Origin of the sequence: Rhizobium laguerreae (assembly GCF_002008165.1) — a bacterium.
GTDB classification, from domain to species: Bacteria; Pseudomonadota; Alphaproteobacteria; order Rhizobiales; family Rhizobiaceae; genus Rhizobium; species Rhizobium laguerreae.
This window is the reverse complement of sequence record NZ_MRDM01000009.1, coordinates 155,560-169,322: the sequence shown is the minus strand read 5'-3', so window position 1 is coordinate 169,322 and position 13,763 is coordinate 155,560. Positions and strand designations below refer to the sequence as shown.

12 protein-coding genes are annotated in these 13,763 nt (G+C 62.3%); 7 read left to right on the top strand and 5 right to left on the bottom strand.

What is annotated here, in order from left to right; genetic code table 11:
* Positions 1-56: 56 nt before the first annotated feature.
* From BS630_RS07080 to BS630_RS07065, 4 genes are all read left to right on the top strand, one after another.
* Positions 57-1,667, top strand: coding sequence for an ABC transporter substrate-binding protein (locus BS630_RS07080; RefSeq protein ID WP_077976831.1), 1,611 nt, complete (start codon positions 57-59; stop codon positions 1,665-1,667).
* 90 nt (positions 1,668-1,757) lie between these two features.
* A complete protein-coding gene (locus BS630_RS07075; protein ID WP_017956789.1) occupies positions 1,758-2,708 on the top strand; it encodes an ABC transporter permease in 951 nt (316 codons plus the stop codon).
* The gene (locus BS630_RS07070) at positions 2,705-3,571 is read left to right on the top strand and encodes an ABC transporter permease (RefSeq protein ID WP_077976830.1); all 867 of its coding nucleotides are present in this window, start codon (positions 2,705-2,707) and stop codon (positions 3,569-3,571) included. Before BS630_RS07075 ends, BS630_RS07070 begins: the two co-directional genes overlap by 4 nt.
* Positions 3,568-5,223 carry an ABC transporter ATP-binding protein gene (locus tag BS630_RS07065; protein WP_077976829.1) on the top strand — a complete coding sequence of 552 codons (1,656 nt, stop codon included), beginning with the start codon at positions 3,568-3,570 and terminating at the stop codon, positions 5,221-5,223. The genes BS630_RS07070 and BS630_RS07065 overlap by 4 nt, the downstream gene beginning before the upstream one ends.
* Before the next feature lie 274 nt (positions 5,224-5,497).
* Here BS630_RS07065 and BS630_RS07060 read toward each other — a convergent pair whose 3' ends face one another.
* Positions 5,498-5,974 (bottom strand): Lrp/AsnC family transcriptional regulator, encoded by a 477-nt coding sequence (locus tag BS630_RS07060; protein ID WP_025397104.1) that lies wholly within the window; start codon positions 5,972-5,974, stop codon positions 5,498-5,500.
* 230 nt (positions 5,975-6,204) lie between these two features.
* Between BS630_RS07060 and BS630_RS07055 the strand changes: the two genes are divergently transcribed.
* The gene (locus BS630_RS07055; RefSeq protein WP_077976828.1) at positions 6,205-7,530 is read left to right on the top strand and encodes an NAD(P)/FAD-dependent oxidoreductase; all 1,326 of its coding nucleotides are present in this window, start codon (positions 6,205-6,207) and stop codon (positions 7,528-7,530) included.
* Between the two features lie 110 nt (positions 7,531-7,640).
* Here the strand turns inward: BS630_RS07055 and BS630_RS07050 are convergent, their stop codons facing one another.
* Genes BS630_RS07050 through BS630_RS07035 form a run of 4 tightly spaced genes read right to left on the bottom strand, consistent with a single transcriptional unit; the run spans position 7,641 to position 12,265 of the window.
* Positions 7,641-8,492, bottom strand: coding sequence for an alpha/beta hydrolase (locus BS630_RS07050; RefSeq protein ID WP_077976827.1), 852 nt, complete (start codon positions 8,490-8,492; stop codon positions 7,641-7,643).
* Positions 8,493-8,503: 11 nt separating this feature from the next.
* On the bottom strand, positions 8,504-9,991 hold the full coding sequence (locus tag BS630_RS07045) for an NAD-dependent succinate-semialdehyde dehydrogenase (protein ID WP_077977045.1): 1,488 nt from the start codon (positions 9,989-9,991) through the stop codon (positions 8,504-8,506).
* 13 nt (positions 9,992-10,004) lie between these two features.
* Complete coding sequence (locus tag BS630_RS07040) at positions 10,005-11,234, bottom strand: iron-containing alcohol dehydrogenase (protein WP_077976826.1); 1,230 nt, start codon at positions 11,232-11,234, stop codon at positions 10,005-10,007.
* A complete protein-coding gene (locus BS630_RS07035; RefSeq protein WP_077976825.1) occupies positions 11,231-12,265 on the bottom strand; it encodes an Ldh family oxidoreductase in 1,035 nt (344 codons plus the stop codon). The genes BS630_RS07040 and BS630_RS07035 overlap by 4 nt, the downstream gene beginning before the upstream one ends.
* Positions 12,266-12,361: 96 nt before the next feature.
* Between BS630_RS07035 and BS630_RS07030 the strand changes: the two genes are divergently transcribed.
* Together BS630_RS07030 and BS630_RS07025 are read left to right on the top strand one after the other, a co-directional pair.
* Positions 12,362-13,060 carry a GntR family transcriptional regulator gene (locus BS630_RS07030; protein ID WP_027664640.1) on the top strand — a complete coding sequence of 233 codons (699 nt, stop codon included), beginning with the start codon at positions 12,362-12,364 and terminating at the stop codon, positions 13,058-13,060.
* Between the two features lie 55 nt (positions 13,061-13,115).
* The gene (locus BS630_RS07025) at positions 13,116-13,709 is read left to right on the top strand and encodes a DJ-1/PfpI family protein (protein ID WP_025397097.1); all 594 of its coding nucleotides are present in this window, start codon (positions 13,116-13,118) and stop codon (positions 13,707-13,709) included.
* The last annotated feature ends 54 nt before the right edge of the window (positions 13,710-13,763 follow it).

Here is a 13,763-nt window from a genome sequence, read left to right as displayed (position 1 = left end):
AGCAGATCGGGCCTGCCCGCAACGGGCAGCCCGCCACAGAAGAAAAGGGGAATGAGATGAACGACAAGATCACCAATTGGACCAGATCGGACGATGCCATGGTCGAAAGCGCCATCCGTCGTGGCGCCACTCGTCGCGAGTTGCTGCATATGATGCTTGCGGGCGGTGTGGCGCTGTCTGCCGGCGGGCTCGTGCTTGGCCGTGCCGGCAAGGCGCTTGCCGCCACGCCCGTTTCCGGCGGCTCGCTCAAAGCGGCCGGCTGGTCGTCCTCGACGGCCGATACGCTCGACCCCGCCAAGGCGTCGCTCTCCACCGACTATGTCCGGTGCTGCTCCTTCTATAACCGCCTTACCTTCCTCGACAAATCAGGCACGCCGCAGATGGAGCTTGCCGAAGCAATCGAGTCCAAGGATGCGAAGACCTGGACGGTCAAGCTGAAGAACGGCGTTACTTTCCATGACGGCAAGCCGCTGACCGCCGATGACGTGGTTTTCTCGCTAAAGCGCCATCTCGACCCGTCCGTCGGCTCGAAAGTCGCCAAGATCGCCGCCCAGATGACCGGTTTCAAGGCGGTCGACAAACAAACCGTCGAGATCACGTTCGCCAGCCCGAATGCCGATCTGCCGACCATTCTGTCGATGCATCATTTCATGATCGTCGCCGACGGCACGACCGATTTCACCAAGGCCAACGGTACCGGCGCTTTCGTCAAGGAGGTCTTCGAGCCGGGTGTTCGGTCGGTCGGGATCAAGAACAAGAATTACTGGAAATCCGGCCCGAACGTCGATTCCTTCGAATATTTCGCCATCAGCGACGACAATGCCCGCGTCAACGCACTGCTTGCGGGCGACATCCATCTCGCAGCCACGATTAATCCGCGTTCTATGCGCCTCGTCGAGGCCCAGGGCGACGGCTTCACCGTGTCGAAGACGACGTCCGGCAACTATACCAATCTCAACATGCGCTTGGATATGGAGCCCGGCAACAAGCGGGACTTCATCGAGGGTATGAAGTATCTCGTCAACCGCGAACAGATCGTCAAATCGGCGCTGCGCGGTCTCGGCGAGGTCGGCAACGATCAACCCGTTTCACCGGCGAACTTCTATCGTGACGCAGAGCTGAAAGCGCGGGCCTTCGATCCCGACAAGGCGAAGTTCCACTTCGACAAGGCCGGCGTGCTTGGCCAATCCATCCCGATCATCGCTTCCGACGCGGCGAGCTCGTCGATCGACATGGCCATGATCATCCAGGCGGCCGGCGCCGAAATCGGCATGAAGCTCGATGTGCAGAGAGTGCCATCTGATGGTTATTGGGACAATTACTGGCTCAAGGCGCCGATCCACTTCGGCAACATCAACCCGCGGCCGACCCCCGATATCCTCTTCTCCCTGCTCTACACCTCGGACGCTCCGTGGAACGAAAGCCACTACAAGTCGGAGAAGTTCGACAAGATGCTGATCGAGGCGCGCGGCTCTCTCGATCAAGACAAGCGCAAGACGATCTATAACGAGATGCAGGGCATGGTCGCCCAGGAAGCTGGTACAATCATTCCGGCCTATATCTCGAACGTCGATGCCACGACCGCCAAGCTCAAGGGCCTGGAAGCCAACCCGCTCGGCGGCCAGATGGGATACGCTTTCGCGGAATATGTCTGGCTTGAAGCCTGATTAAGCAAAGGAGACTGGGGCTGCAGCCCGCACCCCAGTTCCTCCATCTGCATTGATGGAACTTAACTCGAACGCAAAGGGAAGACGCCCGTGAACCGCCAGGTCTTATCCCTTGTACTGAGCAGATTGTTCGTCGCCGTGATCACCCTGGTGATCGTCTCCTTCGCCGTCTTCTTCGCGACAACGCTGTTGCCTGGAGATACGGCGACGATCCTGCTCGGCCAAGCCGCCACGCCGGAAGCCGTCGAAGGCCTGCGCAAGGCCATGCATCTCGACGAGCCGGCCCTCTTTCGTTTCCTGCGCTGGTTAGTCGGACTGCTGCAAGGCGACCTCGGCACGTCCTACGCCAACGACATGCCGATCGCCGCTCTCATCGCCGGCCGCTTCGTCAACACGCTGAAACTTGCCGGCGTCACCGCGCTTTTCTCCGTACCGATCGCGCTGACGCTCGGGATCACTGCGGCGATGCTGCGCGGCACCCTTTACGACCGGATCGTCACCGTGATCACCATCGGCGTCATCTCCGTGCCGGAGTTCATGGTCGCGACCTCCGCGGCGCTCATCTTCGCCGTCTATCTGAAATGGCTGCCGGCGCTGTCCTTCGCCAATGAAGTCCACAGTCTGGCCGACCTGTTGCGTGTCTATGCCATGCCGGTGATCACCCTCACCTTCGTCGTCTCGGCCCAGATGATCCGCATGACGCGGGCGGCTGTCATCGAGACGCTCAACACACCTTATGTCGAGATGGCATTGCTCAAGGGCGCCTCCCGGCCGCGCATCGTCTTTCGCCATGCGCTGCCCAATGCGCTGGGTCCGATCGTCAATGCCGTCGCGCTTTCGCTGTCCTATCTGCTCGGAGGCGTCATCATCGTCGAGACCATTTTCAACTATCCCGGTATCGCCAAGCTGATGCTGGATGCAGTCGCCACCCGCGATCTGCCGCTAATCCAGAGCTGCGCGATGATCTTCTGCCTGGGCTACCTGCTGCTGATCACCATCGCCGATATCATCGCCATCCTTTCCAATCCGAGGCTCCGATGACCATGACCAGTTCCGAAACCACCTCCGGCCGGCTGTCCGAAACCCGGTTTGGCTATCGCTTCAACATCGTCGGCGCGATCGGCTTCACCGTCATCTTCTTATGGGCGCTCGTCGCGATCTTCGCGCCATGGGTCATTCCCTACCCCGTCGGCGAGATTATCGATCTCGACTATTTCGGCCCGATGAGCCGGGAACTCTGGCTCGGCTCCGATTATCTCGGCCGCGACATGCTCTCGCGGATTCTGATGGGCGCGCGCTACACGGTCGGTATCTCGTTGGCTGCGGTCACGATCGCATGCTTCAGCGGCGTCGTGCTCGGCATGATCGCAGCTGTCGCCGGCGGCTGGCCGGACACGATCCTCAGCCGCTTCCTCGACGCCCTCAACTCCATCCCAAGCAAACTGTTCGGCCTGGTGGTCGTCGCTGCCGTCGGCTCCTCGGTCCCGGTGCTGATCATGACGCTGTCGGTGATCTACATCCCTGGCGCTTACCGTTTCGCCCGGGCGCTCGCCGTCAACATCAATGCGATGGATTTCATCACGGTCGCGCGCATTCGAGGGGAAAGCACCCTCTATCTTATCCGCTCGGAAATCCTGCCCAATATCGTCGGACCGGTGCTTGCCGATCTCGGCATCCGCTTCGTCTTCATCGTTCTGCTGCTCTCCGGGCTTTCCTTCCTCGGCCTCGGCGTCCAGCCGCCCTATGCCGATTGGGGCGCGCTCGTGCGCGAGAACATCGGCGGCCTGCCATTCGGTGCGCCGGCGGTGATGTTTCCCTCGTTTGCCATCGCCAGCCTGACGATCAGCGTCAACCTGCTGATCGACAACCTGCCGCAGAAAATCCGCGACCGGAGTGTGTCATGAGCAATTTCATCGAAATCCGTGACCTGAAGGTCGAGGCCACCACCGATTCCGGCCGGCGTGTCGAAATCATCAAAGGTGTCAGCCTCGATGTTGCCGAGGGCGAGATCGTCGCGCTGATCGGAGAGAGCGGCTCGGGCAAGACAACCATCGCCCTGACCCTGATGGGCCACACCCGTGCGGGCTGTCGTATCTCCGGCGGCAGCGTTTCGGTCGGCGGCAAGAACATGGTCACGCTCAGCGAGAAGCAGCGCGCCAAGGTGCGTGGCACCGAAGTCGCCTATGTCCCCCAATCGGCGGCTGCCGCCTTCAACCCGGCCACATCAATCATGGATCAGGTGATCGAAGTCACGCGTATTCACCAGCTGATGTCGCCGGACGAGGCGCGTGCCCGGGCCGTCGAGCTCTTCCGGGCGTTGTCCCTGCCGGAACCCGAGACGATCGGCAGCCGTTATCCGCACCAGGTTTCCGGCGGCCAGCTGCAGCGCCTGGCAGCCGCCATGGCGCTGATCGGCGACCCGACCCTCGTCATCTTCGACGAGCCGACGACGGCGCTCGACGTCACGACCCAGATTGAAGTGCTGCGTGCTTTCAAGTCGGTCATGAAGAAGGGCGGAATAGCAGGTGTTTATGTCTCACACGACCTTGCCGTCGTCGCGCAGATCGCCGACCGTATCGTTGTCTTGAAAGGCGGAGAGACTCAGGAAACCGGCACCACCGACGAAATCCTCAACAACGCCAAGCACCCCTATACCAAGGAGCTGCTTGCAGCCTTCGAGCCGAAGCCGCGCGGCGCGGCAGGCCCGGCCAAACCCGCGACCGCTCCCCTGCTGAGCATCGAAGATCTCGTCGCAGGTTATGGACAGCCCCAGGCTGATGGCCTGCCGCTCGTTCGCGCGGTCGAGCATGTGAGCCTGAAGGTGGAAAAGGGCCGCAATCTCGGCATCATCGGCGAATCCGGTTGCGGCAAGTCGACACTCGCCCGTACCATCGCCGGCATCCTGCCGGCCGCGGTCGGCAAGATCACCTTCGACGGCACGGAACTGCATCGCAACGCGCGCAAGCGTTCGCGTGATGAGTTGCGCGAGATGCAGATCGTCTTCCAATATGCCGATACCGCACTCAATCCGGCAAAATCGGTCGAGGACATCCTCGACAGACCTTTGGTCTTTTACCACGCAATGGATCGAAAGGCGCGGAACGCCCGGATCGATCAACTGCTCGACATGGTACGCCTGCCCCGCAACCTGCGCCATCGCCGGCCGGGCGAACTCTCGGGCGGCCAAAAGCAGCGAGTCAACTTCGCCAGGGCCCTCGCCGCCGATCCGAAGCTGATCCTCTGCGACGAGATTACCTCGGCGCTCGACACGGTGGTTGCAGCCGCGGTGATCGACCTGCTCAAGGAATTGCAGCGCGAACTCGGCCTCTCCTACATCTTCATCAGCCACGACCTCTCGGTGGTGGAGGCGATCTGCGACGAGATCGTCGTGATGTATGGAGGCAGGAAGGTCGAGGAGATCACCTCATCGACGGTGAAGGCGCCGCAACATCCCTATTCGCAGCTGCTCTTCTCATCGGTGCCCACCCTCGATCCGGCCTGGCTCGACGGGCTGCAGCAGGATCCGGAACTGGTGCGGGCCTATTGCCGGCACTGAGCGCCGATTCCACCGCGAAATTTCGAGAGTTGGGCGCTTACAAGATCAAGCGCGCACCGGGTCAGGTCGTGCTGGAAAGCCTCGACTCCGCAGCAAGAGCCCAGCAAGTGGCAGCGAACATGGCTTTGGAAGGTAAGGCCGGAATTTTGTCGCAAGTCCTTCCAACCAGTAGAAGCTTATAGTTATAGGGAGAACAATCTGCGGCAGAGACCACCCGTATCCGCGCAGGACTGGTGAGAGACTCAAAAACCTCTACGCACTTGCTGGAGTAGCTCTAATGCGGAAACAAGGTGGTCAGCGGCATATGGGCCTTGATGATCGGCGATTTCAGGACGACGAAGCTGAAATATTTGTCGATGCCGACGTCCAGGTCAGTCAGCCGCTCCATGATCGTCTGGTATTCGTCGATCCCGGCGGTGACGAATTTCAGCAGATAATCGTATCCGCCGGAGACCAGATGGCATTCGATCACCTGGTCGACTTTTTCGATCGCCGCCAGGAAGCGGGCGAAATCGATCTGCCGATGGTTTTTCAGGGTGATCTCAGTGAATACAGTCAGCGTCTGCCCCAGTTTACTGACGTTGATCTGAGCCGAATAACCTTCGATGTAGCCCTCCGACTGCAGCTTCTTCACCCGCATCAGGCAGGGGCTCGGCGACAGATTGACCAGTTCGGCGAGTTCCACATTCGTGACGCGGCCATTCTTCTGCAGTTCGTAAAGGATTTTTACGTCGATCCGGTCGAGTTTCATCTTACACGCCCTCACTTGCTGGAATCGCCAATGACGCAGCAGATTATGCTGCTTGTTCCCGACGCCAACCTTAGCACATGACGTTGACCTGTCGATCGCGTTGCGAGACAGGCCGAAGCACAAACGGCTCTGGCATCCTCCCAACGCGGAATCTTCTGCTGCCACCAACCCATCTCCGGCAAAGCCGTGGCGTCGGATCCGCTACACTACGCTAAAACGGAGACTCTCCCATGCCCGCACCTCTCAATCGCGTCGACACCACGCCGGAACTGCCTTCCACCGCTGATGTCGTGGTCATCGGCGGCGGCATCGTCGGCGTTTTTGCAGCCTATTATCTCACTCGGCGCGGATTGAAGGTGGCCCTGGTCGAGAAGGGCCTGATCGGCGCCGAGCAATCGAGCCGCAACTGGGGCTGGTGCCGCCAGCAGAATCGCGATGCCCGTGAACTGCCGATGTCGACGAAGAGCCTCGATCTGTGGGAGCGTTTCGCCACTGAGACCGGTGAGGACACCGGGTTCCGTCGTTGCGGTCTTTTCTATCTCAGCAATAGCGACGCCGAACTGTCCGGCTGGGCGCGCTGGCGCGATTTCGCCCGCTCGGTCGGCGTCACGACGCATATGCTGAGCAGCACGGAGGCAACCGAACGCGGGCATGCCACCGGCACCTCTTGGAAAGGCGGGGTCTTTTCGCCGACCGACGGGACCGCCGATCCGGCAAGCGCTGCGCCCGCCGTCGCGCGTGCGATCCTGAAGCTCGGCGGCACGGTGCATCAATCCTGTACTGCCCGCGGCCTCGACGTCGAAGGCGGCAGGCTTTCGGGCGTCGTCACCGAGCATGGTACGATCCGGACAAAGATCGCGATCCTCGCCGGTGGCGCCTGGGCCTCCTCCTTCTGCCGCCAGCTCGGCATTCGATTTCCGCAAGCCTCGATACGCTCCTCGATCCTCTCCGTATCTCCAGGCGCAAGCGGCCTGCCGGATGCCTTGCATACATCAGCCGTTTCGGTGACACGTCGCGGCGATGGTGGCTACACGCTGGCGATCAGCGGCCGCGGCCGCGTCGATCCGACGCCGCAACAGCTCCGCTACGCCCGGCAGTTCCTGCCGATGTTCGCCCGGCGCTGGCGCAGTCTCGCACCCGGCGGGTTGGAAGGGTTTCGCTCCGGCCACGAATCTCTGGCCCGCTGGCGGCTCGACAGGCCGACACCGATGGAGCGCATGCGCATCCTCGATCCGACCGTCGACGAGGCCACCATTGCGCTTACGCATGCGCGGGCGCTCGAGCTTCTACCCGCCTTGAAGAAAACCGCCATCAGCGCGGCCTGGGCAGGCTATATCGACAGCACGCCTGACGGCGTGCCGGGGATCGGCGAGATCGCCACCCTCCCGGGTTTCATCGTCGCTGCCGGCTTCAGCGGGCACGGCTTCGGCATCGGGCCGGGCGCCGGTCATCTGATTGCCGATATCGTCACAGGCGATGAGCCGATCGTTGATCCCAGGCCCTACCACCCCGACCGCTTCGGTGGATCCGCCTGGGGCAAAGTGGCTGATTTCTAGGGAGCAGTCGGCCTTTGCGCAATGTCGGCAACACGGATCGGCACGGCTTGGTACCGGTCACAGGAGCTGAGCATCACGTTTCGATTGCCACGATCACGACAAATCGGCGATCAGAGGAAGACTGATCGCTTCGGTTCCTCGCCGGCATCATTGGCAATCAAGGCGCGCAATGCTGCCGCCACAGCTGTGCCGGCGACGGCGAGATCGCGTACCGTGCTCATGTGATTGCCGTCTGCGACCTGCGATGCCCGCACGTCAAGCCCTTGGTCGGCAAGAATGTCCCTGAACGCATTTGCCTGAATTTTGAACGGACTAGTTTCCTGTTCGCCGGTCATGATAGCGACACGCGTTGCAGCATCGTGCTCGTGACGCATGGGCGTAAACCGTCGCACCTCCTCGTCGCTCAAGGCAATCTCGTCGCGCAGGAAAGACCTCTGCAGGGGTTCGAGATCGTATAGCCCGCCAAGCAGGAAAGCAGCACCTACGCCCGAAGGCGCTGGCGAGCGATGGAAGAGAAAGGTTGCAAGATGTGCACCGGCGGAGTGGCCGCTGACGGAAAACCGCTTTGACGTGGCGCCAAAACGATCGGCATGGGCCAGCAGGAATGCCTTGGCTTTCAGGACCTGACCAACCAGGACGTCCATTCTCGCCGTGGGCATCAAGGAGTAATCGACGATAGCTGCGACCGCGCCAGCGCCGGTAATGGTCTCAGCGACGCAGGAGTAGTCCTCCTTGGAGAACATCCGCCAATAGCCGCCATGGATGAACATGTGGATCGGCAAGTCCGAGCCGGCGCTATCTGGCAGGAAGATGTCGAGCGTCTCGCCAGGTCCAGCCCCGTAGGCGATGTTGGCCTCCATGGCGAGAGTGCGCCGCGTTGCAAGGCTGCGAGCTCGGATATCGCCAACGATCGCGTCGAAATCTGCGACATGGTCACGAATGCGGAACGGATCGGCGGCCACAGGTTCCTCCCTCAGAAGCTTGTGGCAATGTACTTGGCTTCCATGAACTCCGCGATACCGTGATGCTGCCCTCCTTCACGTCCGAGGCCGCTTTGTTTCACACCGCCAAAGGGGGCCGCGGGATCGGAGACCAGTCCACGATTGAGCGCAATCATGCCGGCCTCGATCTTGGAGGCGACGCGCATGCCGCGGCCAATGTCGCGGGTATAGATGTAGGCGGCGAGGCCATATTCCGTATCGTTGGCGGCAGCGATGACCTCTGCCTCGCTCTCGAAACGGTAGAGCGGCGCCACGGGACCGAAAATCTCCTCGCAGCCCATGTCGGAGGCCGGGGAAACATCGACAAGCACCGTCGGCGGATAAAAAAAGCCGCGGCCTGCCAATGATCGTCCGCCGCAGAGGACACGCGCTCCCCGCGAAATGGCGTCGGTAACAAGGCGCTCGATCTTCTCCACCGCCTTGCGCGTGATCATCGGACCACATTCGGTATCCGGATCCACACCCGGGCCGACCCTGAGGGCGGCCATGCGTCTGGTGAATTTTTCCGCGAAGACATCGTGAATACCGGATTGGACATAAATGCGGTTTGCAGCCGTGCAGGCCTCACCCGCATTGCGCATTTTCGCGACCATCAGACCCTCGATCGCCGCGTCAATGTCCGCATCGTCGAAAACGACGAATGGCGCGTTGCCGCCGAGTTCCATGGAGCAGGAGATGACATTTTTTGCCGCTTCCGCCAGAAGCGTGCGGCCGACGCCGGTCGAACCTGTGAAGGAGAGTTTTCGCACGCGCGGGTCGTCCAGCATGGCGGTGATGACAGGGCCCGGCGTCGATGTTGTCATCACGTTCACGACGCCCGGCGGCACGCCAGCCTCCTCGTAGAGAGCCGCAAGCGCATAGGCCGTCAGCGGCGTCTCGCTCGCCGGCTTCAGGATGACGGTGCAGCCTGCGGCAAGGGCAGGCGCGATCTTGCGGGTCGCCATCGCAGCCGGGAAATTCCACGGTGTGATGAGAACGCAGACGCCGATCGGCTGGTAATCGACGACGATGCGGTTTCCGCCGGCCGGGGCAAGGCCGAACTCACCAGAGATCCGCACCGCCTCCTCGGCGTTCCAACGAAAGAACTCCGCCGCATAGGCCACCTCGCCGCGCGCGTCGCGCAACGCCTTCCCGTTCTCGAGCGAAATGAGCCTGGCAAGCGTTTCGGAGCGCTCCACCATAAGTTCGAAGCAGCGGCGCAGGATCTCGGAACGCTTTCTCGGCGGCATCTCGCGCCAGCCTTCCGCCGCACTTGCCGCAGCATCCACTGCCGCCGCCGCATCCGCGACCGTGGCATCGGGCACAGAGGCAATGACCGCCTCGGTCGAGGGATCGATCACCTCGATCCGTCCCTCGCCCGCCGCAGGCCGCCAGGCGCCGCCAATATAGAGGCCGTCGGAGAACGTGCTGAGCCCAAAGGGATCGTGGTCTGGATGCGAAGAATGCTGGTTGACGTTCATGATGATTTCCAAGTCAGAGGGCGGAAGCGGCCAGATCGCCGTCATAGGCGGCGCGCACCAAGCCACGCATGGCGGCCGCATCGAAGGAGCGGGGATTATTCTTGATCAGCCGGCCGATGCCGAGCGCCTGCTCTGCGGCCCAGTCGATCCGGTCTTCCGGCAGGCCGAGCCCGGCAAGTGTCGGCGCGATGCCGATCGCGGCGAAGAGACGGCTCACCTCGCCGATCGCGGCATCGGCAACCGTTTCGTCGTCCTCCACTCCGGTGGGATCAAGGCCGAGCGCCCTGCCGACAGTGGCGAATTCCGCCGTAGCGACGCGGCGATTATAGGTCATGACATAGGGCAGCATGGTCGCAACCCCGAGGCCGTGCGGCGTATGGGTCAAGGCACCAACCGGATATTGCACGGCATGGGCCGCAGCGGTGCCCGCCGTTCCGAAGGCGCAGCCGGCAGCGAGCGCGCCCATCATCACATCGGCGCGCGCATCGATGTCGGCACCGTCGACGAAGGCCTTTTCCAGGCTCCGGCTGAGGAGCCGGATGGCATGCAGCGCGAACTGGTCGGAGAGATCGCTCTTTCCGATGAAGACATGCCGCTGCGCGAGTTCAGGATCGCCGGGGCGGCGCATGGCCGTGAAGGCTTCGATGGCATGCGTCAACGCATCCGCACCGGCAATCGCCGTGAGCCCAGGCGGGCAGGATAAGGTCAGTTCCGGGTCGCAGATCGCCGCTGCGGCGATGAGATATGGGCTGGAAATGCCAACCTTCAGGATACGATCGGGATCGGAAACTACCGCAACCGGCGTCACCTCGGAGCCGGTCCCTGCCGTCGTCGGCACGGCGATGACCGGCAGGACGGGCGCCGGCACCTTGAACTCACCGTAATAATCGGCGAGCGCGCCTCCGTGAGCGAGCAGGAGCGAAGCGCATTTGGCCATGTCGAGACAGCTGCCTCCACCGATGCCGATCACCATATCAGGCTCAAAGCCGCGCGCGGCTTCAACGCAAACCGCGACCGTATCTTGCGGCACGTCCGGCAGCGTGCGGTCATGCACCAGGACGACGATGCCGGCCGCTTCAAGCGCGGCGATCATTTCCGCGAAGACGGGTGTTGCGGCAAAACGCGCATCCGTGCAGACGAGTGCGCGCCGGCCGGTCCTGCTGGCGACGCTCGCGAGCGCGTGGCGCTGGCCGACGCCGAACAGGATTTCCCGCGGCAACCTCAGGGCGGCAAACAGGCTCATGATCTTTGTCCCTCGAAGGCCAGAATGCGCGGGCGCGAAAGCGCATTGAGGTCTTCCCAGAGGCGCTGGTCGATCTCGAGCCCATTGCGGCTTGCCGCCGCTCGCCGCCCGCGGGCACGATCGCCCGGAACGAGAACCGGTTCGCCGGCGCTGGCGGGTGGTGAAGCGCGCACGGCATCGAGATAGGTCGACAGCCGCTCCTGCAGTCCCGGCGCCAGACTGGGTTCGATCAAGATGAAGACGTCGCCTTTGTTGCACGGCGACTGGCTGTCGAGCGTGCCGCGCGCATCCGGCGCGAGCGCCGAGCCGGCAAGAGCTGCCACCAGCAGCTCCAAAGCAATGCCGAGGCCGTAGCCCTTCGCGTCGCCAAAGGGCGCAATCGCGCCGGCCTTCGCACGCCCCGGATCGGTCGTCGGATTGCCGGCCGCATCGCGCGCCCATCCCTCGGGAATGGGCCTCCCGGTCGCCGCGTGATGATGAATCCTGCCCATCGGCACGAGGCTGGTGGCCAGGTCGAGCACGAGCGGTTCCTCGGCGGTTGGCACGGCGATGGCGATGGGGTTGGTGCCGAGCATCGCACGGGTGCCGCCGAAGGGATGGACCAGCGCCTCGCTCGACGAGAGCGCGATGCCGACGAAGCCCAGTGCGGCGATGGCCTCCACATAATGCGCGAGCATGCCGAGATGGTTGGCATTGCGCACGGCGACAAGACCGATACCGAGATCCGGAATGTGAGGCGCCAGCCGCTCGATCGCGGCCATGGCGACGACGGGGCCAAACCCCGACGACCCCTCCACCTCCAGCACCGCATCCGCGCGCCAGCGCTGCGTGCCCTTCGTCTGCGGGTCAATGACCCCACGCTCGATCCGTTCGACCAGCCGCGGAAGCCGGTACAGGCCATGCGAGGGGTGCCCCTTCATCTCCGCCGTTACCAGGACACGAGCCTGCAGCGCCGCATGGTCACGCGGTGCGCCATGCTCTTCCAGCAGGCGGGTGGCAAGTGCAAGCGCTGAGGCTTCGGATATGCGCATGATTTTTCCTCCCTATATTAAATCGTATAGGATATAGGATTGTCTTGGCCGCAGCATCGTGCTAGCGATTGAACCTGTCAAGAGGCAAGGCAGCAGATGATTTCGACGAGACCGAAGGAACCCTCGACGGGCACAACCCAGATACCGCGCGCCAACAGCCTGGCGGGCGACGTCTATGAGGCAATCTTTAATCAGCTCATGTCGCTGAAGATCGCACCGGGGGCACGCATCACGGTCGACAACCTGGTGAGGGAATTTAACGTCTCACACACCCCTATCCGCGAAGCCCTCGGCCGGCTCGAAGGCGAAGGCCTCGTCGTCAAGCAGCATCTGGTCGGCTATCGTGCCGCGCCGCAAATCACGCGCCACCGCTTCGACGAACTCTATGAACTGCGCCTGCTGCTGGAACCTGCCGGCGCTGCGAAGGCGGCCGAGGCGATGAACGACGAAAAGCTGGCCATTCTGACGGAGGCCGCCGGCGTGATGACACGCAGCGACAACAGGGACGAACGAGCGAACTATTCGGCCTTCGCCCGCAAGGATGCTATTTTCCATGACCGCATCATGGAGTTTGCCGGCAACGAGTTGATCCGCGAGATGCTGACCTTCCAGCACACGCATTTCCATATCTTCCGCCTGATGTTTCATCGCCGTGTCACCGAGGAGGCACTCGGCGAGCATCAGACGCTGCTTGATGCCTTCGCGGCGCGCGACCCCGGCGCGGCTGCGAACGCAATGCGCATCCATATCGAACATTCGCGCGACCGGCTGTTACCGGCCTTCGACGAAATCTGAGCAACCCGGCAGGCAAGGTCGTGCCTGCCCGATCTGACAATGAGGAGGAGAAACCATGCCAGGCAAGAAAATCCTGATGCTCACCGGCGATTTCACCGAGGAGTACGAAATCTTCGTCTTTCAGCAGGCGATGGAGGCGGTCGGTCACACGGTGCATATCGTGTGCCCGGATAAGAAGGCCGGCGACATCCTCAGAACGTCGCTGCACGATTTCGAGGGAGACCAGACCTACACCGAAAAACTCGGGCACAACGTCACCATCAACAAGACGTTTTCCGAGGCCGAGAGCCAGCTCGATCAGTATCACGCCGTCTACTGCGCCGGCGGGCGCGGACCGGAATATATCCGCACCGACAAGCGGGTGCAGGCAATGGTGCGTCATTTCCACGAGCAGAAGAAGCCGATCTTCACCATCTGCCACGGGGTCCAGATCCTGATCGCGGTCGACGGTGTCGTTCGCGGCAAGAAGGTTGGTGCACTTGGGGCCTGCGAACCGGAGGTCACCCTGGCGGGCGGAACCTATATCGACCTGTCGCCAACCGAAGCCTATGTCGATGGCACGATGGTTTCGGCCAAGGGCTGGACGGCGCTCGCCGCCTTTATGCGCGAATGCCTGAAGGTGCTGGGAACAGAGATCCACCACAGCTGAGACGACGGCACCAAGCAACGAAAGGCCCGGCAGGTGACATCTGCCGGGCCTTTT